The following is an 18,993-nucleotide window of genomic DNA, read 5'->3' as shown; positions in this document are numbered from 1 at the left end:
GCGCCGTTTATCCCAAAACGATAGCCGCACCGAAGGTAAGTTCGTAACATTGAACCATCAAATAGAATGACCATGCAGCGTTTGCTTTTTTTACGAATCGGAATCATTGGTAGTCTGCTGGGGGCGACTCTAACAAGTCTTCAGGCGCAGAATACGCCAGCGGCTGTGTCGCCCGGCGCGGGTACAACCGTTCCGAATCCACAAAAACTGGGTCTTCAGCAAAGCATCGACGTGGCTCTGCAAAACAACCTGACCATTCGGCAGAGTCAGATTCAGCTACAGGGCAGTGAGCTACAACTCCGGCAGTCGAAACTTAACCGTCTGCCCAACGTGGGTGGTTTTGCCTCGCAGAACTTCAGTTCCGGATTTAACGTCAACCCAGTAACCAACGCCTTCGTTGAGCGCAGCATCCTGTCAAATAATTTTCAGCTCAATTCGCAGGTGACGCTCTACAACGGTATGGCGTTGCAGAATACCATCAGGCAAAATGACTTGTTGCGGCAGTCGAATCAGCAGGCACTGGGTGCTACGCAGAACAACGTGATTCTGACGGTGGTGCAGAACTACCTCAACGTGCTGACAGCGCAGGAGCAGTTTGTGGTAGCGCAGCGGCAGGCCGAAGTGTCGCGGGCGCAGTTAGACCGTACACAACGGCTGGTAAATGCCGGATCAGTAGCCGAATCGAACCTGTTCGATATTCGGGCACAGATTGCTAACGACGAGCTGGCAATTGTGAACGCCCAAAACAACATCGACGTGGCGAAAGTAGCTCTGTTACAAGCCATGAACGTACCGATCAACGGCGTTGTTGGCACATTCGAGGTTGAGCCGATTCCTGTACCCGACCCGGCTTTTGACAACTACGGAGCAACCACGCAGCAGGTGTACGAAACGGCACAGGGCTTTTTGCCCGATGTGAAAGCCGCCGATTTGCGGGTTCAGAGCGATGCGCTTGGTGTGAAGGTAGCCCGCGCCAGCCTGCAACCAACATTGACACTTAATGCCGGTGTTAGTACAATTTATTCTAATTTTGGGCAGCAACGCCGTATTGCCGACGGCACCACGATACAAATTCCGCAGACGATTGTATTCAACGGTGTACCGCAACAGATTTTTCTCACGCAGGATGGTTTTCGCACAGAAGATTATACGTTTACAGAGCAATTGCGTAACAACATGAACCGCTCTGTAGCACTCAATCTACAAATCCCGATCTACAACCGGTCGCAGGTACGCAACCGAATTATCAACGCGACACTACAACAGCAAAATTCGGAAGTTGCAGCGGCCAACGCTCGTTTGCAGCTTCGGCAGCAGATCGAAACAGCCTATACCAATTTACGGGCTGGGGCCAATCGGTATCGGGCTACGCAGGTGCAGGTAGAACAACTGGACCTGGCTTTCAAAGCCGCCGAAAGCCGGTTTAATGCAGGGGCACTTAATTCAACTGATTACAACATTGCCAAAACCAACCTCGACCGCGCTCGGGCCAGTTTGGTACAGGCTAAATACGATTACGTGTTCAGAACGAAAATTTTAGACTTTTATCAGAATAAACCGCTTACATTTTAATGAATGACTGACTGGTTGACTGATTGAATTTGGGTGCCAGACTCAGTCAACCAGTCAACCAGTCAACCATTCAATCATTACCATGAAGAAGAAATCAAACCGCATTTGGTGGATATTGGGGGGCGTAATCATACTGCTCGTAGGTGGACTTGTGGCTGCCAAGCAGACAGGCATGATTGGTAAACCCAAAACAACCGAAGTCGATTTTGCCTCGGTCAAACGCATCGACATTACCGAGCGGGTGAGTGCGTCGGGGCGCGTGCAGCCGCAGGTAGAAGTGAAAATCAGCCCCGACGTATCGGGCGAAATCATTGGTCTGTATGTCAATGAAGGCGATCCGGTGAAAGCCGGGCAGTTGCTGGTACGTATCCGACCCGACAACTATGAGTCGGTTGTGGCGCGGGCCAAAGCCGCCGTTAACCAGAGCCGGGCGCAATACGAGCAGTCGAAGGCGTCGGTATCACAGTCGAATGCGCGGCTGATTCGGGCCAGAGCAGATTACGACCGGAATAAAAAACTCTTTGCCGACAAAGTGGTGTCGTCGGCTGATCTGGAAACGAGCGAAGCCAACTTCAACGTTGCCAAACAGGAAGTTGAAGCGGCTCAGGCCAACGTCCGGGCGGCTCAGTTCAGTATTCAGAGTGCCGAAGCTAACCTGCGCGATGCCAACGAAAACCTGCGTAAAACCACCATCTACGCGCCAGTTAATGGCACTGTATCGAAACTCAATGTCGAATTGGGCGAACGCGTGGTGGGTACGTCGCAGATGGCCGGTACAGAAATTATGCGTATCGCAAATCTGCAAAACATGGAGGTACGCGTAAATGTGAACGAGAACGATATTGTACGCGTCAATCTCGGCGATACGGCTGATATTGAGGTCGATTCGTACACCACAGCCGGGCGTAAGTTCAAAGGCGTTGTGTACGAAATTGCCAATACGGCTAATGGTCTCACAAGTTCGTCGGGTGCGGCAGCCGCGCTATCGACCGATGCCGTGACCGAGTTTGAAGTAAAAGTGAAAATCCTGAACAACTCGTACAGCGATTTACTGGCGCAGAAAGACAAGAAGGGATACCCGTTCAAGCCCGGCATGACAGCCTCTGTTGAAATCATCACTGACCGCAAAACGGGCGTTATGGCCGTGCCAATAGCCGCCGTTACAACGCGGGGCGAAAACATAGAAGCCGTACCCGAAACCGAAGATCGTCCGAGCGGCACAGTTGACGAAAAACCGGCTGATCAGGCAGAGAAGAAAGAAAAAGCAAAAGAAATCGTCTTCATAAACGTAGGCGGCAAAGCCACGCAACGCGAAGTGAAAACGGGTATCAGCGATTTTGAAAACATCGAAATCGTATCGGGCCTGAAACCGGGCGAACAGATTATTTCGGGGCCATTCATTGCCGTATCGAAGAAGCTGAAAGATGGCGACCTCGTTACCAAACGTGACCCGAACAAGGCCAAAAAGAAGAACGAAGAAAAAGAGGAGTAATCTGAATTGTTAACGCGCCTGGGTTTTCAGGCTGGAAGGGGCGTTATGACGTTGTTGTAATGCTTCAGTGATACCCCACAGCCAATGAACAGCGTTAACTCAAACGCTGTTTTTTGCGTTATTTGGCGGTATGAAACTAACTCAACCAACGCGCATCACAATGGTCGGCGGGGGAAGCTGGGCCACCGCGCTCATCAAAATCCTGTCTGAAAACAACGTTGCTATTAAATGGTGGCTCCGCAAAGAAACAGATGCCGCCCATATCAAGCAGTTCAACCACAATCCCAGTTACCTTAGTGACGTACAGATCAATCCCAAAAAGGTAAAAGTCTGTACCAAAATCCGCGATGCCGTTAAAGATACAGATTACATTGTGCTGGCTGTTCCGGCTGCTTTTGTGGCCGATGCCCTCACGGGTTTGACACCTGAACACTTCGCTGAGAAGCGAATCATATCGGCCATTAAGGGTATGATTCCCGCTACGAATCAATTAGTTACGGATTGGGTGAGCGAGCAATACAACGTATCGCCGAGTCAGATAGCCGTTATTGCCGGGCCATGCCATGCGGAAGAAGTAGCTCTTGAGAAACAATCGTACCTGACCATTGCCTCGCAGGATGCCGCCTGCGCTGAGGCCGTGTCGGACCTGCTTCGATGCCGGTTTGTGCAAACTACCCCCGGCGACGACATATACGGCGTTGAATACTGTGCCGTAATGAAAAATATCGTGGCTTTGGCGTCGGGTATTACGCGTGGGCTGGGCTACGGCGATAATTTTCAGGCGGTGCTGGTATCGAACGCTATGCAGGAAATTCGGCGATTTGTGGACGCTATTTACCCTAAACACCGCGACCTGAGCGGCTCAGCTTATCTCGGCGATTTGCTTGTAACGGCTTATTCGCCCTTTAGCCGCAACCGCACCTTTGGCACGCTCATTGGGCGGGGCTATACTATTCAGTCGGCGCAGGCTGAGATGAACATGATTGCCGAAGGATATTATGCTGTAAAAAGCATTCATGCCATTAACCAGCGGTTCAACGTCGATATGCCAATTACGAATGCTGTGTACAGTATTCTTTATGAGCGTGTTGCACCGTCAGGAGCCATGAACCGACTAAGTGCCGGCTTGCGGTGAAATGTAGCGAACGGTTTGGTTGTTACATAAAAAAGCCCTGCTAATTGCTTAGCGGGGCTTCAATACGTTTATAGCGTTGTCGGTAATTACTACCGGCAGTTGTGCCTTAGCAAAAATTACTTCGCGCTATCAGCCGACATGGTCGAAGCCGAATCCGTAGCCATCGTAGAATCGGTAGCCATCGACGAAGACGAGTCAGCCGTCATGGTCGATTCGGTCGTAGTCGTGGTTTCGGTTTCGGTTTTCTTCGAGCTGCAAGACGTAGCCAGGGCGATCATAGCCATGAAAAAGAAGGCAGATTTCGTGATTGCTTTCATAGTTTTGGAATGTTTTTGTTTAGCGGTGAAAAAATGATTAATGTCAACGTTAATACCCTATCGAGAAAAAGGTAACCCAACAATTTTTAATTTTTTTTTGGGTTACGTTTTCAGCGGTTTTTGTATTAAGAAATGAACCAGTGTAATGAACGATAGCAGGCGACCCGTATGGACCGACGATGCGTTGCTGACGGGTTTGGCCAATGGCTCCGATGAAGCTCTGACGCAGGTGTACCGGCGGTATTTCCCGATGATATTACATCTTGTTACCACTAATAGCGGTAATGAAGACGATGCCAAAGATATTTATCAGGAAGCGTTGGTGGTGCTGTACGAGAAAGTACGGTCAGGTTCGCTCGAACTGCACTGTCAGCTAAAAACATACATCTATTCGGTGAGTAGACGTTTGTGGCTGAAGCAGTTGGCCCATAAAAGCCGGTATATGGTTAGCGACGTGGATACGCCCGCAACCGATGCCGACGCCGTTGCCCAGATCAGCGACGACCTGACCGACCACGACGAACGTGACCGGCAGTTTGACCTTATGGGCGAGTCGCTCGAGCGGCTTGGCGAACCTTGCCGAACCCTGCTCGAAGATTTTTACATCCGGCATCTAAGCATGCAGGACATTACCGAGAAGTTTGGCTATACCAACGCCGACAATGCCAAGACGCAGAAGTACAAGTGCCTGATGCGATTAAAGAAACTGTTCTTTTCGGAATACCGAATGTGAAGTAGAAAGGAAGTACCAGCCAACTCTACAACTTTTTTGAAACATGGAAGACGAGCGAGACATAGAACATGCATTGCGGGCTTATGGCGAACGGATTCGGTTTCGCCGGAAGCTGGCCGCTATTCACGCCGGTTTGGATATGAACGCAGTTCGCGAGGAAGTGGGTATGTACCACTCGAACGAGCAGGATGGGCAGATCAAAACACTCTGGCGAACCTACCGCACAACATTGGCCGTAGCCGCGTCGGCAGCGATCATTACTACGTTTGCTTCTATTTTTCTGTATCGCTCTTACCAGCAGGGGCATCAGCAGCAGGAGCAGCAATACAGTTTGCTAAGCAAAGAAATTCAGGCCGTTAAGTCGTCGCAGCGGAAATTGCTGAACGACTTCAGCGGGCGTGGGCGGGCGTTGAGCGTGAATCCGGCGCAGGTGTCGGGGTCGGGCTTTTTGCTAACCTCCGACGGTTATTTTGTAACGAATAATCACATCGTTCGCGATGCCGATTCTGTGTACGTGCAGAGTGCCAAAGGGGAGGTCTACAAAGCCCGAATCATACATACCGATCAGGCCCACGATCTGGCTATTCTGCAACTCTGCGACGATGCCTCGTTCCGGCCTACGGCTCCTGTACCTTACGGTTTCGACGCCCGACCTACCGATTTGGGCGAACGGGTATTTACGCTGGGCTATCCGCGCGAAGAAATTGTGTATGGCGAAGGCTATCTGAGTTCGGGCACTGGCTACCGGGGCGATTCAACGGCTTATCAGATTGCTATCGGCGTAAATCCTGGTAATTCGGGCGGGCCACTTTTAGATGAAAAAGGAAACGTAATCGGCATTATCAGCGGTAAGCAAACCACGTCGGAGGGCGTTAGCTTTGCCATCAAAACCGCTTATCTGCTCGAAACGTTGAACGGCATTGCACCCGACTCGCTGAAGGGCCAACCGTTGCGGCTGAGCCGGAAAAGTACGCTCACACGTTTGCCCCGCAAGCAGCAGATCAAGCGGATGCAGGACTATGTGTATCAGGTGAAAGTGTTCAAACACAAATAAGCCGTTTTAAACAAACCACTGGCTGCGGGCGTTGTTGGAGTATATTCACAAAAACAACGTTATGAAAACGATCATGATGCTGGCCTGTGCGCTGGCCCTTTCATTGACTGCCGCATCGGCACAGGACACTAAAGAAAACGCTAAAGAAACTGTTCGTCAGGCGGGACGCACTGCCGACGCGGCTGGTGATAAAATCGGTCGCGAAACCCGTAAAACAAGCCGCAAGGTGGCAAATGCCGCCGAGAACACGGCTGAAGACGTGAAAGACGGCACCAAGCGGGCCGGTCGGAAAGTGTCGCGGGCGGCTGAAAACACGAAAGAAGACGTGAAGGATGGCACTAACCGGTCGCTTAATAAGGCCGAGCGTAACCTGAAAAAGACGGAGCGCAAGTTAGACAACTCGAAGTAAACAGTATATAATGCATGAGCCGGGCTGTTTGCTAAACAGTCCGGTTTTTTTAATGTCAGAACATCTACCAGGCGGCATTGCTTGCTAAACGTATATAGCGTTACTTTGACCTATGAAAGATACTGCGTCTGTGCTTCTGTTCGGCATTACCCGCGACATTACGGGGCAATCGGCGGTTTCGGTGCCGTTGCCAGAAGGTGCCTGCGTGGCCGATCTGCTCTCTCAACTCTATCGGCAATACCCCGACCTGAGTGGTATTCGCTCGATATTAGTAGCGGTTAACGGCGAATATGCCGAATCCGATCAAGTAGTACACAGCAAAGACGAAATCGCTTTAATTCCCCCCGTCAGTGGCGGCTAATTCAATGATTGCGCTTACTACCGACCCAATTGATGTGGCTTCGGCCCTGAAATATTTACACACCGATCAGGCTGGTGCTATCGACCTTTTCTTAGGCATCGTTCGCAACAGCACGCAAAGCCGCCCTGTTGACCGACTCGAATATGAAGCCTACGACCGTATGGCAATTGGCGAAATGCGTAAGATCGCCGATGAAGCTAACCGCCGGTGGCCCCTGCTGCGGTACACAATCATTCACCGAACCGGTACGCTGCTGATTGGCGAAATGGCCGTGTTGATTGGCGTTGCTACTGCTCACCGCGCCGACGCCTTCGACGCCTGCCGCTATATCATCGACACGATCAAACAAACGGTGCCGATCTGGAAAAAAGAAATATTCACCGACGGCGAGATGTGGGTAAACGCCCATCCGTAGGGAGGGGAGTAAGGAGTAGAGTTGTAAGGTTGGAAAGGTTTTATGTACTCATACTATCCAACCTTATAACTCTATTCCTTATACCTTATCCCTCTATTTTACCCCGTATGTTCCCATGATGGGGTAATGGTCGGAGTAGCGGATGTAGTTGATCGTCTCGAAGTTGAGCGCGGGTAGTTTCGGGTCGTGAAACTGGTGATCGATACGGATAAAACCGGGGGCACGATTATAGGTAAAACCAAAACCACGCCCGGCATCTTCAAAACTGTTAGGAAGCGTCCGGCGCATCCGCTCGTACACAACGCTGTAGGGCGTATCGTTAAAATCGCCGGTAACAATGACCGGATATGGACTCTCGCGAATGTAGTGTTCAACCCGCCTGACCTGTTCTTTACGTTGGATAAAGCCCGTTCGGAGCGCACTCAGCACACCGCGCGTTTCCTGTTTAACACCTGCTATTTCTTCCTGCCGAAGAACGCGCCCCACCCGAATGCCCATCGAATGAAGGTGAACGTTGATGACCCGAATGGTATCGCTGCCAATTTTTATGTTTGCCCAAACAATACCATTTACCCCGTAAAATGGCTCGCTACCACTGCTCACAATCGGGTAAATCGAAAAAATGGCCACGCCTACCGGAGCTTCTTTCTCACGGGCATATTCAGGATGTAGCAAGGCCGAATAGCTGTAGCCACTGCGTTTTAGCCGCTGAAGCAAATCATAATCGGCAATAGCTGTTGAATTATAAAATTCCTGAAAGCATTTAATGGGCGCGTCCTGTCGCAACAGAAACGTCATGGTTCGGCGAATGCGGGGCGAACTCTGCCGCCGTTCTTCGAGATTGTCTAAGCCAAACGATTGTAAATTATAGCTCCAGACCCGAATTGGCTTATACTGGGAAGAAGGTTCAGTGGCTTTGTGCCAGACAAACGTTCGGGGGCCGAACAGCCATATGCCTATAATAAGAATGAACCCCGACAGCCACCCCCGCCACGGACGGCTGATGAGCCAGAAGATTACGAAGACAAAATTAATAACCCACATTAGTGGCAGCGAAATCATAACCATGCCAGCGAGCCAGTGTTCGACCGGTAACTCCTGTAAGAGCCAGTAAGCCAGACTTGTGTAAAGAACCAGTAATAAATTGAACGACCAGAAAAGAGAGCGAAAGAAATAACCAATAAAAAGCCCAATTCGCGTCCGTATCGTCATAACCTCATGAATGGTTGACCGGGGTAAATGATCTGCTGAAAAAGCAAAGGTACGGTCTAATGGCCGGAAAGCCCATATAACCATGCGGTTAGGTACTTGCAAAGTAGTCATGAAATGTATACCTTTGTGCGGTAATTACTATGTAGCGTTGATGTAAAAAGGGAGTCGCACTCCCTTTTTTGTTAGCTATATGTTATGGATGATAAAGCACGCGTAACCGAACTCCTTCAGCCGTATCTGAACAATGGGCAATTTTACATTGTTGATATTCAGGTAGTTGGCCGTAGGGGTGGGCGCATCAAAGTTACAGTACTGGTAGATAGCGATACAGGTATCACTATTGACGAGTGTGCTGAAATCAGCCGTCGGCTTGGCAGCGAGATGGACGAAATCAATTTTTTCGGTGATGCGCCATTCACGCTCGAAGTATCGTCGCCCGGTGTTGATTTTCCATTGACGTTTTCGCGCCAGTTCGTGCGAAACATAGGCCGGCAACTGGCTGTAAATCTGACCGATGGCAGCGTGTTGCGCGGTACGCTCGAATCGGTCGATGACACGCAGATCGTACTGGTGGTAGTGCCCGAACCGCGTTCGAAAACTCAACAGAAAAAAGATGCCGAAGCAGGCATTACCGTGCTGAGTGGGCCTACGCCCATTCGGTACGATCAGATTAAAAAGGCAACCGTAGAAATAAGTTTTAAATAATCGTCAGTAGGCGGCAGGCCGTTCCCAGTTTTCAGTATATAGTGACAGTGTAGAACTGCACTGCAAGTACTGACTGATGACTGCCGGCTGATGACTGTAAACTGCACACTAAGAAAATGACCAGTGGATTATTGATCGAATCGTTCGCCGATTTCGCCCGGTCAAAGAATATTGATCGGCCTACCATGATCTCTATTCTGGAAGAAGTCTTCCGGACAATGATTCGTAAAAAATACGGCACCGACGAGAATTTTGACGTAATCATCAATGCTGAGAGCGGTGATCTCGAAATGTGGCGTACCCGTGAAATCGTTGATGATAACTCAGAAGACATCTGGGATTATGACAAAATTCCACTTGCCGAAGCTCGTAAAATTCAGGACGACTTTGAAGTAGGGGAGCAGGTAGCCGAAGAAGTGAAGCTGGAAGATTTTGGTCGGCGTGTGGTGCAAACGGCCCGCCAAACGCTCATTCAGCGGATAAAGGACATGGAGAAAGAACTCCTGTACCAGAAATACAAAGATCAGGTTGGCGATTTGATCGGTGCTGAAGTATATCAGATGCTGAAGCACGAAATCATTTTGGTTGATCCCGAAGGCAACGAATTGAGCCTGCCCCGCACCGAGCAGATTCCGAAAGATCGCTACCGCAAGGGTGAGGCCGTGAAGGCTGTTATCAAAAGTGTGGAGATGGTTAACGGCACGCCGAAAATCATCCTGTCGCGCACGTCGCCAGTGTTTCTGGAGCGGTTGTTTGAAATTGAAGTGCCTGAGATTTACGATGGCCTGATTTCGATTCGCAAGATTGTACGTGAACCCGGCGAACGCGCCAAAGTAGCTGTAGAATCCTACGATGACCGCATTGACCCCGTTGGAGCCTGCGTTGGTATGAAAGGGTCCCGAATTCACGGTATCGTGCGGGAATTAGGCAACGAAAACATCGACGTCATTAACTACACCGAAAACCTTGAACTGCTCATCAGCCGGGCACTCAGTCCCGCTAAAATCAGTTCAATGCAAATTGACCGCGAAACCAAACGCGTATCGGTGTTTCTGAAACCCGATCAGGTGTCGCTGGCAATTGGTAAGGGCGGGCAGAACATTAAACTCGCGGGTCGGTTGGTTGATATGGAAATCGATGTATTCCGCGATAATGAAGGTCAGGAAGACGACGAAGACGTTGATCTGATGGAGTTTTCCGACGAAATTGACCAGTGGATGATTGAGGAGTTGCGCAAAGTGGGTCTCGACACGGCCAAAAGTGTACTGGCACTGAGCAAAGAAGAACTTGTTCGCCGAACCGATCTTGAAGAAGATACCATCGAAGAGATTGTGAGTATTCTCAAACAGGAGTTTGAGTGAAATTGATCGAAAAATAAGTAGTGAATAGTGAATGCGCACAAGCCTTTTCACTATTCATTTTTCACTTTTCACCACTCACTTCACACCAGCGGGATTTTAATTACTGAATCTGTTGTTCATACCATATCAACAACCGTTAAATTTGCCGAATATAGACCGAACGTATGGCAGAAGAAAAGTCAATGCGCCTGAGCCAAGTGGCAAAAATTCTCAACAAAGGCTTGTCCTCTGTTGCGAATAGTCTGTCTGCCAAAGGGTTTAAGGTTGAAATTAATCCTAACACCAAACTCAACGTAGAACAGTTGGAGGTGTTAGCGAAGGAGTATAAATCTACGGAACTCCTGAACGGAGCTCGCCGGGCCGAACCGCCGGTTACGGTCGCCGAGTCACCGCGTCGTCAGGAGGATGACGTCATTTTGTACCGTCGTGATGACGCCGGACGTCCTATCGTGTCCAATCAATCCGAAGCCGCCCGGCCCGAAGCCCCAAAACCGGCACCGGCAGAGGTAAAACCAATTCCTCAAACGGCTCAGACAGGTTTGCCAGGTTTGAAGGTGGTGGGCAAAATTGATTTGAATCCCAAACCAGCTCCGCAGCCCGCTCCGGCTCCTGCCCCTGTGGCAAAAGCCCCCGAACCCGCGCCTGCACCCAAGCCGGTCGAAGTGCCTAAACCGGTTGCCGCGCCGATGGCTCCACCTGTAGCCGAAACGCTGAATGTGGAAACGCCCAAAGCCGAAATCCCGAAAGTAGAACCACCAGTAGCTAAACCTGATCCCATCGAAACACCAAAACCGGTTCAGGCTCCGCCCGTTGAAGCAAAAGCAACGGTGGCTCCGCCTGCTCCTGAACCAAAACCAGTGCCAGCCCCGCAGCCTGTGAAGCCGACAGCACCACCGGTAGCAACGGCACCACCTAAACCAGCCAACAACCCGGTGGCCGAGCCGCGTCGTAACAACCCGCCCGTTACGCCACCGAAGGCAGTTGCCCCGCCAGCACCTGTAGTTCCGCCCGTAGCTGAAGACAGCGACGTGCCAACCGAAACTATTCGGGCAGCAGGTAGCCATCAACTGGGAGGACTGAAGATTCTCGGCAAGATTGAACTGCCTGTCAACAATCCCCGTCAGGGTGGTGGAGGCAGCAATGCTGATAAAAAGAAGCGTAAGCGCATTCGTGGCGGTCGTGAAGGCGGCAGCAATATGGGGCAACCCAACCCGTCGGGCAACAACCAGCCGCAAGGTCAAGGCAACACGAATAATAACCGAGGGCCGCGTGACGGGCAAAATGACCGTGGGCCGCAAAACCGCGCACCCGGCGACCGCAATCAGCAGGGTGGTCAGCGCGACGGAAATCGTAACCAGCAGGGTCAGACCAACCAGCAGAATCAGGGCGACCGTACTTCTGCCAATCCCAATAACCGGAGCGGAGGTAACAACGCTCAGGGACAGGGTGGCACTACTAACACCACGTCAAACAACGCCAACAATCGGACTGGCGGTGGTAACACTAATAACAACCGGGGTGGTGGCAACAACCGGGGCGGTGGTAATAACCGGGGTGGCGGGCGTGACCGTCGGGAAGCACCTACGCAGGCCGACGTTCGGAAAGCCATTCAGGAAACGAACGACCGGATGCGGGGCAATCAGCCCAACCGGGGAGCCGACCGACGCCGGGATCGCCGAAACCAGCGCGAAGAAGATCGCCGTTTGTTGAACGAACAGGAAGAACTCGAAGCAAAAACGCTGAAAGTAACCGAGTTCGTGTCAGCCAACGACCTGGCTTCGCTCATGGACGTGTCGGTTAATGAAGTGATTTCGGTCTGTATGAACCTTGGTATGTTCGTATCGATCAATCAGCGGTTAGACGCCGAAGCCATTACGGTAATTGCCGATGAATTTGGCTATGACGTACAGTTTGTTTCGGCAGAAGACGAAACTGAAGCGGGTGTCGACGTAGAAGCCGATGATCCAGATGAACTGCAACCTCGTGCGCCGATTGTGACCATTATGGGTCACGTTGACCACGGTAAAACCTCGCTGCTCGACTATATTCGCCGGGCTAAAGTGGCGGCTGGTGAAGCTGGTGGCATTACCCAGCACATTGGTGCTTATAGTGTACCGACCGCCGACGGTCGCGCGATCACGTTCCTTGATACGCCGGGTCACGAAGCCTTTACGGCCATGCGGGCACGGGGTGCGAAAGTAACCGACGTAGTTATCATTGTAATTGCCGCCGACGACAGCGTGATGCCGCAGACCCGCGAAGCCATCAACCACGCACAGGTGGCGGGCGTACCGATTGTGTTTGCTTTCTCGAAAGTCGACAAACCCGGTGCCGACGCTGAAAAAATCCGTACCGAACTGGCCTCCATGAACCTGCTGGTTGAAGAATGGGGTGGTAAGTATCAGGCGCAGGAGATTTCGTCCAAGTCGGGTATGGGTGTCGATGACCTGCTTGAAAAAGTACTTCTCGAAGCCGAACTGCTCGAACTGAAGGCCAATCCCGACCGGCGTGGTTTGGGTACTGTCATTGAAGCATCACTCGACAAAGGCCGGGGTTATGTTTCGACCGTACTGGTCGAAAATGGAACCTTGCGGCAGGGTGATGTGGTACTGGTAGGGGCGCACTACGGGCGCATCCGGGCCATGACCAACGACCGGGGCGAACGCATTAAAGAAGCTGGCCCGGCCCAACCCGTTCAGATTTTAGGTCTGCCCGGTGCTCCGCAGGCAGGCGATAAGTTCAATGTGATGGAGACTGAGCGCGAAGCTCGTGAAATAGCGAACAAGCGCGAACAACTTCTGCGCGAACAGTCACTGCGGACTCGCAAACACATTACGCTCGAAGAAATTGGCCGTCGTAAAGCCATCGGCACGTTCAAAGAACTGAACGTAATCGTAAAAGGTGACGTAGACGGTTCGGTAGAAGCGTTGTCCGACTCGCTGTTGCAACTGTCAACCGAAGAGGTGCAGGTGAACATTATTCACAAAGCAGTTGGTCAGATTTCCGAATCTGATATTCTGCTGGCATCGGCTTCAGATGCGGTAATTGTTGGTTTCCAGGTGCGGCCTTCGGCCAACGCCCGTAAACTGGCCGAGCAGGAGCAGATTGAAATTCGCCTGTACTCGATCATTTACGACGCCATCAATGAGGTGCGCGACGCTATGGAAGGTCTGTTAGCTCCGACAACCGAAGAGGTTATTACGGGTAACATCGAAGTACGCGACGTCTTCAAGATCAGCAAAGTAGGCACGGTAGCCGGTTGTTACGTAACAGATGGTATCATCAAACGGAACAATAAAATCCGGGTTATTCGCGACTTTATCGTCATTCATACGGGCGAAATCAGTGCGCTGAAACGCTTCAAAGACGATGTGAGCGAAGTACGGTCGAGCTACGAATGTGGTCTGAGTGTGAGAAACTTCAACGACATCGAAGTCGGCGATACTATCGAAGCTTTCGAAGTGAAAGAAGTGAAGCGAACGTTGTAGTTTGAACAGAACGCTGTTTCGGCAGGATTAACCGAGATTTGCACAATTATAACAAGATTTGTTTTAAGCCCCGGATGGTCAATCATTCGGGGCTTTTTTGTATCTTAGTTTTGTAAATTAAGTTGCATATGACAATCCTCACCATCAGTGATTTACATGGCCGCACGGTTTGGAAAGAGGCCGACTTCAGCCGCTACGACCGCGTTGTTTTCCTCGGCGATTATACTGACAGCTATGACATCAGCGACGAAACAATTTATGCTAATCTGCTTGAAATCATAAAGTTGAAGCGTAAACAGCCTGCTAAATTCGTGTTGCTCATCGGTAATCATGACGCACAGTATCTTCATTTCCCACACTATCGCTGTTCGGGCTTTCGGGCGTGGGCGCAACCAGATCTGAGCGCGTTATTTGCCAAACATGACTCCCTATTCCAGATCGCTTATCAACAGGGGTCGTATCTATTCTCACATGCAGGCGTCACCAATCGCTGGCTCGACCGGCTGACTACTCAGATGGGCATCGACCGCAACACGATAACGCCTGATTTTGATCTGGCTGCTTTGCTTAACACCCTGCACCAACAGCCGCTGAAACAACGTAATATCCTGTTCGAGGTTGGGCCAAAACGTGGTGGCTTCGACTCGTGCAGCGGGCCGGTCTGGGCCGACCGCGACGAAACCCGCACCGATTATCTGCCCGGTTTTCATCAGGTAGTGGGGCATACGCCTACCCCAGCTTTTAAAACCATTGGCGATGACAACGGCTCAATTACCTATAGCGACGTGTTGCAGACGCGAACCGAATTTTATGAGGTAAGCCTTGAGTAAGAGAATTTTACGGAAGCAGGGAAGGCAACGGAAAGAATTAACTACATTTCCTGTGTAAACCGTTTTCGTAATCTTCATGCAAACAATTCTGGGGTCTGGGGGCACCATTGGCACAGAGTTAGCCAAAGCATTGCCCACCTATACGGATCAAGTCCGGTTAGTTAGCCGGAAGCCAAAAGCTGTTAATCCGACCGATGAACTCGTGTCGGCTGATTTATCGGATGCCGCGCAGGTTGACCGGGCCGTGGCGGGTTCAGACATTGTGTATCTGACGGTTGGGTATGACTATAAAATCGACGTCTGGCGGGCGAAATGGCCCGTTACGATGCAAAATGTAATTGCCGCCTGTCAGAAACATGGGGCTAAATTGGTGTTCTTCGATAACGTGTACATGTACGATTGTGATTACCTCAATCCGATGACTGAAGAGACGCCAATTCGCCCCACGAGCCGAAAAGGGGAGGTACGGGCCGAGATTGCTGGAATGCTGCTCAATGCCATAAAAGCGGGTACACTTACGGCCCTCATTGCCCGTTCGGCTGATTTCTACGGCCCTAACAACGACAAAAGCGTATTGGTGGAAACGGTTGTCAAAAACCTGAAAAAAGGAAAAGCCGCTAATTGGTTCGCCAGCTTAGACCACGTGCATACGTTTACTTACACGCCCGATGCTGCCCGTGCTACGGCCCTGCTGGGCAATACGCCCGATGCCTATGGGCAGGTATGGCATGTACCTACGCACACATCCCGGTTAACTGGGCGCGAGTGGGTCAATCTGTTCGCCAAAGAAATGAACGTGGCTCCCAAAGCCAGTGCATTACCCGTCTGGATGATTGGCGTTCTGGGCTGGTTTGTACCAATCATGAAAGAATTTAAAGAAATGTCCTATCAGTATGATCGGGATTATGTATTCGACAGCAGCAAGTTTGCCACCCGTTTCGACCTGAAACCAACTGAGCCATTGGTGGGCGTGCGCGAAACGGTTCGCGGTAACTGAACCTAAACCACCGAAAGCCAACTTAACTTTAGTAGCGAAAAACCAAAGAGTGGTTCTGGTGCGTTATTTGTGTAACGTCAGCTATATCTGACCGCCAACGTGCTACCTGATTAAATCAGCCTGAATGAATTTCCTATATCCGTCATTTCTGTTCGGCCTGCTGGCCGTTTCGGTTCCGATTGCCATTCATCTATTCAACTTCCGCCGAACGCGCCGGGTGTTTTTTACGAATGTTGCTCTCCTGCGTACTGTGCAAACCGAAACCAAATCGTTTCGGCGGCTAAAACACTGGCTTATTCTGGCGGCCCGCTGTTTGTTTCTGGCCTGTTTGGTGCTGGCGTTTGCGCAGCCGTTTTTGCCCAGCAAAAGCAAACTGGGCCTGTCGAGGCAAGGCGTTACGAGCCTGTATGTCGATAATTCGTACAGTATGCAGAATGAGCGAAATGAAAAACGTTACCTCGACATCGCTACGGGTAAGTTAGACGAACTGCTGACGCTGTTTCGCAACGCTACCTCACTGCAACTGCTGACCAACGATTTCTCGGCGGCTGAGCAACAGGCTGGCACCGCCGAGTCGGTGCGCGACCGCATTACCGCCATTCGATTTGCGCATACACCCCGCACGCTCGAAACCGTTTATCGGCGGCAGCGGAATCTGCTGGCAAGTTTGAATCCGGGCGGGCGTAATCAGTTATTCTGGTTTTCCGATTTTCAGAAAAGCACCGTTGGTGATCTCTCCCGGCTGAAAATTGACACGACCGACCGGCTGTTTATCGTACCACTCGATGCGGAGCCAACCAAAAATGTGTATGTTGATTCGGTATGGCTCAGTACGCCGTTTATTCGTGAGATGCAGAACAACAGCCTGAATGTGAAGCTGACCAACGGTGGGCGTGAGAACGTAAAAAACCTGCCGATTCGATTGTATCTCGATGATACGCAGACATCTACGGCATCGGCGTCGCTGCCGCCAGGAGGGTCAACTACGGTTTCGCTGAATTTTAACGTTACGTCCAAAGGTTACCACCGGGGCCGGGTTGTGTTTGAAGATTTCCCGATTACGTTCGATAACGAGTACTTTTTCGTGATCGAAGCTTCGCCTGCCGTGCGGGTGCTGCACCTCTACGAGCAAAAAGCCGCCACTGATTATGTGAATGCGGTGTACTCAGATGATAGCCTGTTTGTGCGCCGGAGTTTCAGCGCGCAAAATTTCGACGTGGGCCAACTCCGCGAAACTGACCTGGTGGTGCTTGAAGGTGTTTCGCAGGTGTCGGGCACGCTCCGCAGCGAACTCGAACGGTTTGTACGACAGGGTGGTAGCCTGACCATTGTTCCACCGTCGGCCCCCGATGCTGCATCGTATGGACCGTTTTTGAGTTCGTTGGGCATCACGGGTCTACAAACCGCTGGCCTTCAGTCGTCAGACCCAACCCTATTGCCCATCGCTGAACCCGACCGGCGCAGTCCGTTTTTCCGCGATGTATTTCAGCAGAGCTATCAGTCAGAGCCGCTCAACCTGCCTTCAGCCGCTCCGGTATGGCGTTGGAATGCAGGCGACCGGCTGTTGACACTGCGCGACGGTAGTCCGCTACTGACTCAGTCGCGGGTGGGCAACGGCGGTAACGTATATATGCTGGCGAATCCGTTAAGCAGTACTTACGGCAATCTGGCCGAACACGCGCTGTTTGTGCCGGTGATGTATAAAATGGCTGCGTTGAGCGTTCGGGCGCAGCGCACGGCCTACTCATTTGAAGAAGGACTGCTAACAGTGCCGATTACCAATCCAGCCGAACGGGCCGTGTATAAGTTAAAACGTAATAAGCTGGAAATCATACCGATACAGCGCGTAGTAGGCAATCAGCTTCTGCTCGAAATGCCGAAGAGCAACGAACTCGCAGCCGGGCAGGAGGTGGAAGCGGGTTATTACGAATTGCAGAACAGCGCGGGCAAAACCGAGAGGCTTCTGGCCTTCAACCACAGTCATCAGGAATCGGCCATGGATTTTTACTCGGCAGACGAGCTACGCCGGGCATTTGCCAATCAGCCCAACGTCGAAGTTTTCGACAGCATTCAGGATGGCGACTTTGTGCAGGTGCTTGAGCAGGAAAATGTAGGTCGTAGTCTGTGGAAATATTTTCTGCTGGCTGCACTGGCATTTCTGCTGATCGAGGTTGGGCTGGTGCGGTTTATGAAGGGCTGACGGTGGCGCAGGTTACTGTGTTCATGGTTTTCTGAACGCGCTGTGGGGAGAAGATGTATTACCAGGGTTTGTGTTCAATCTAACATTATTACGGTGACAGATATGGATTAGAATAGTAAATATGTCTAAACTTGCATAACTGAAAACCACTCTTTTTTACGACAATGCATCAACAGAAAATGCGTATACTGCCGCTGGCTCTGGCGGCTTTGATTCTGCTCGAAAGCTGTGCCAGTTCAACGGTCATTCAATCGAACCCCAGCGGGGCTAAACTGTATTTGAACAGTTCGTTAGTCGGAACAACTCCCTACACCCATTCTGACACGAAGATTGTTGGTTCTACCACGTTTGTTCGGTTAGAAAAAGAAGGATATGAGCCATTAAATACCTCATTTTCACGTGATGAGCGGGCAGACGCCGGGGCAATTATTGGCGGTATCTTTTTTCTGTTTCCCTTCCTGTGGACAATGAAATACAACCCAGGCCGTACTTATGAACTGGTTCCTGCGGGCGGCTCCGGCAACCCGACGCTCGCGCCCATGTCGCTGGCGAATGACGCGGCACCGGCGTCTGTTTCGCCGTCAAAAACCGACAAACTCCGCGATCTGAAAAAACTGCTCGACGAGGGTATTATAACAAAAGACGAGTTCGAGAAAGAGAAAAAGAAAATCCTCGATTCAGAAAACTAAACAAACTAAACGAAGGCTGGTCA

The 18,993-nt window shown here is 51.1% G+C and carries 17 protein-coding genes; 15 read left to right on the top strand and 2 right to left on the bottom strand.

The genetic code is table 11. The annotated features are described in order from the left end of the window. The first annotated feature begins 72 nt into the window (after positions 1-72). From AWR27_RS14075 to AWR27_RS14065, 3 genes are all read left to right on the top strand, one after another. Positions 73-1,572 (top strand): TolC family protein, encoded by a 1,500-nt coding sequence (locus AWR27_RS14075; RefSeq protein ID WP_232325834.1) that lies wholly within the window; start codon positions 73-75, stop codon positions 1,570-1,572. An 82-nt stretch (positions 1,573-1,654) separates the two neighbouring features. After that, the gene (locus tag AWR27_RS14070) at positions 1,655-3,064 is read left to right on the top strand and encodes an efflux RND transporter periplasmic adaptor subunit (RefSeq protein WP_077131747.1); all 1,410 of its coding nucleotides are present in this window, start codon (positions 1,655-1,657) and stop codon (positions 3,062-3,064) included. A gap of 130 nt (positions 3,065-3,194) precedes the next feature. Further along, positions 3,195-4,199 carry an NAD(P)H-dependent glycerol-3-phosphate dehydrogenase gene (locus AWR27_RS14065; RefSeq protein ID WP_077131746.1) on the top strand — a complete coding sequence of 335 codons (1,005 nt, stop codon included), beginning with the start codon at positions 3,195-3,197 and terminating at the stop codon, positions 4,197-4,199. Between the two features lie 116 nt (positions 4,200-4,315). On the opposite strand, the gene AWR27_RS25525 is transcribed toward AWR27_RS14065, so the two are convergent. Next, positions 4,316-4,516, bottom strand: a complete 201-nt coding sequence (locus AWR27_RS25525) for a hypothetical protein (RefSeq protein ID WP_198045000.1) — start codon at positions 4,514-4,516, stop codon at positions 4,316-4,318. Between the two features lie 145 nt (positions 4,517-4,661). Between AWR27_RS25525 and AWR27_RS14055 the strand changes: the two genes are divergently transcribed. From AWR27_RS14055 to AWR27_RS14035, 5 genes are all read left to right on the top strand, one after another. Next, entirely contained in the window at positions 4,662-5,249 is a 588-nt protein-coding gene (locus AWR27_RS14055) for an RNA polymerase sigma factor (RefSeq protein ID WP_077131744.1), read from the top strand. Between the two features lie 43 nt (positions 5,250-5,292). Then, the gene (locus tag AWR27_RS14050) at positions 5,293-6,303 is read left to right on the top strand and encodes a S1C family serine protease (RefSeq protein ID WP_077131743.1); all 1,011 of its coding nucleotides are present in this window, start codon (positions 5,293-5,295) and stop codon (positions 6,301-6,303) included. A 61-nt stretch (positions 6,304-6,364) separates the two neighbouring features. Continuing rightward, positions 6,365-6,712: a hypothetical protein gene (locus AWR27_RS14045; protein WP_077133996.1), complete on the top strand. Its 348-nt coding sequence runs from the start codon at positions 6,365-6,367 to the stop codon at positions 6,710-6,712. 112 nt (positions 6,713-6,824) lie between these two features. Then, on the top strand, positions 6,825-7,073 hold the full coding sequence (locus AWR27_RS14040) for a MoaD/ThiS family protein (protein ID WP_077131742.1): 249 nt from the start codon (positions 6,825-6,827) through the stop codon (positions 7,071-7,073). A gap of 4 nt (positions 7,074-7,077) precedes the next feature. Beyond that, entirely contained in the window at positions 7,078-7,488 is a 411-nt protein-coding gene (locus tag AWR27_RS14035; RefSeq protein WP_077131741.1) for a molybdenum cofactor biosynthesis protein MoaE, read from the top strand. A 93-nt stretch (positions 7,489-7,581) separates the two neighbouring features. Here AWR27_RS14035 and AWR27_RS14030 read toward each other — a convergent pair whose 3' ends face one another. Further along, positions 7,582-8,700, bottom strand: a complete 1,119-nt coding sequence (locus AWR27_RS14030) for an endonuclease/exonuclease/phosphatase family protein (protein WP_077131740.1) — start codon at positions 8,698-8,700, stop codon at positions 7,582-7,584. 195 nt (positions 8,701-8,895) lie between these two features. On the opposite strand from AWR27_RS14030, the gene AWR27_RS14025 reads away from it, so the two are divergent. From AWR27_RS14025 to AWR27_RS13995, 7 genes are all read left to right on the top strand, one after another. Beyond that, complete coding sequence (locus AWR27_RS14025) at positions 8,896-9,405, top strand: ribosome maturation factor RimP (RefSeq protein ID WP_077131739.1); 510 nt, start codon at positions 8,896-8,898, stop codon at positions 9,403-9,405. A 116-nt stretch (positions 9,406-9,521) separates the two neighbouring features. Next, complete coding sequence (gene nusA, locus AWR27_RS14020) at positions 9,522-10,766, top strand: transcription termination factor NusA (protein WP_077131738.1); 1,245 nt, start codon at positions 9,522-9,524, stop codon at positions 10,764-10,766. A gap of 164 nt (positions 10,767-10,930) precedes the next feature. Continuing rightward, complete coding sequence (infB, locus tag AWR27_RS14015; RefSeq protein WP_077131737.1) at positions 10,931-14,254, top strand: translation initiation factor IF-2; 3,324 nt, start codon at positions 10,931-10,933, stop codon at positions 14,252-14,254. Between the two features lie 128 nt (positions 14,255-14,382). Next, positions 14,383-15,084 (top strand): metallophosphoesterase, encoded by a 702-nt coding sequence (locus AWR27_RS14010; protein ID WP_077131736.1) that lies wholly within the window; start codon positions 14,383-14,385, stop codon positions 15,082-15,084. Between the two features lie 76 nt (positions 15,085-15,160). Then, a complete protein-coding gene (locus tag AWR27_RS14005; RefSeq protein ID WP_077131735.1) occupies positions 15,161-16,081 on the top strand; it encodes an NAD-dependent epimerase/dehydratase family protein in 921 nt (306 codons plus the stop codon). A gap of 124 nt (positions 16,082-16,205) precedes the next feature. Beyond that, positions 16,206-18,281: a BatA domain-containing protein gene (locus AWR27_RS14000; protein WP_077131734.1), complete on the top strand. Its 2,076-nt coding sequence runs from the start codon at positions 16,206-16,208 to the stop codon at positions 18,279-18,281. Positions 18,282-18,460: 179 nt separating this feature from the next. Further along, positions 18,461-18,970 (top strand): PEGA domain-containing protein, encoded by a 510-nt coding sequence (locus AWR27_RS13995; protein ID WP_077133995.1) that lies wholly within the window; start codon positions 18,461-18,463, stop codon positions 18,968-18,970. Positions 18,971-18,993: the final 23 nt, after the last annotated feature.

The sequence above is a fragment of the Spirosoma montaniterrae genome (assembly GCF_001988955.1).
In the GTDB taxonomy this organism is placed as follows: Bacteria; Bacteroidota; Bacteroidia; order Cytophagales; family Spirosomataceae; genus Spirosoma; species Spirosoma montaniterrae.
Note: the sequence above shows the minus strand (reverse complement) of the source record. Positions and strands in the feature narration are given on the sequence as shown.

Coding starts and splice junctions, on each gene's coding strand:
- nusA (WP_077131738.1), top strand. CDS start 9,522: ATGACCAGTGGATTATTGATCGAATCGTTCGCCGATTTCGCCCGGTCA.
- AWR27_RS14000 (WP_077131734.1), top strand. CDS start 16,206: ATGAATTTCCTATATCCGTCATTTCTGTTCGGCCTGCTGGCCGTTTCG.
- AWR27_RS13995 (WP_077133995.1), top strand. CDS start 18,461: ATGCGTATACTGCCGCTGGCTCTGGCGGCTTTGATTCTGCTCGAAAGC.
- AWR27_RS14070 (WP_077131747.1), top strand. CDS start 1,655: ATGAAGAAGAAATCAAACCGCATTTGGTGGATATTGGGGGGCGTAATC.
- AWR27_RS14045 (WP_077133996.1), top strand. CDS start 6,365: ATGAAAACGATCATGATGCTGGCCTGTGCGCTGGCCCTTTCATTGACT.
- AWR27_RS14065 (WP_077131746.1), top strand. CDS start 3,195: ATGAAACTAACTCAACCAACGCGCATCACAATGGTCGGCGGGGGAAGC.
- AWR27_RS14040 (WP_077131742.1), top strand. CDS start 6,825: ATGAAAGATACTGCGTCTGTGCTTCTGTTCGGCATTACCCGCGACATT.
- AWR27_RS14005 (WP_077131735.1), top strand. CDS start 15,161: ATGCAAACAATTCTGGGGTCTGGGGGCACCATTGGCACAGAGTTAGCC.
- AWR27_RS14030 (WP_077131740.1), bottom strand. CDS start 8,700: ATGACGATACGGACGCGAATTGGGCTTTTTATTGGTTATTTCTTTCGC.
- AWR27_RS14025 (WP_077131739.1), top strand. CDS start 8,896: ATGGATGATAAAGCACGCGTAACCGAACTCCTTCAGCCGTATCTGAAC.
- AWR27_RS14035 (WP_077131741.1), top strand. CDS start 7,078: ATGATTGCGCTTACTACCGACCCAATTGATGTGGCTTCGGCCCTGAAA.
- AWR27_RS14075 (WP_232325834.1), top strand. CDS start 73: ATGCAGCGTTTGCTTTTTTTACGAATCGGAATCATTGGTAGTCTGCTG.
- AWR27_RS14010 (WP_077131736.1), top strand. CDS start 14,383: ATGACAATCCTCACCATCAGTGATTTACATGGCCGCACGGTTTGGAAA.
- AWR27_RS14050 (WP_077131743.1), top strand. CDS start 5,293: ATGGAAGACGAGCGAGACATAGAACATGCATTGCGGGCTTATGGCGAA.
- AWR27_RS25525 (WP_198045000.1), bottom strand. CDS start 4,516: ATGAAAGCAATCACGAAATCTGCCTTCTTTTTCATGGCTATGATCGCC.
- infB (WP_077131737.1), top strand. CDS start 10,931: ATGGCAGAAGAAAAGTCAATGCGCCTGAGCCAAGTGGCAAAAATTCTC.
- AWR27_RS14055 (WP_077131744.1), top strand. CDS start 4,662: ATGAACGATAGCAGGCGACCCGTATGGACCGACGATGCGTTGCTGACG.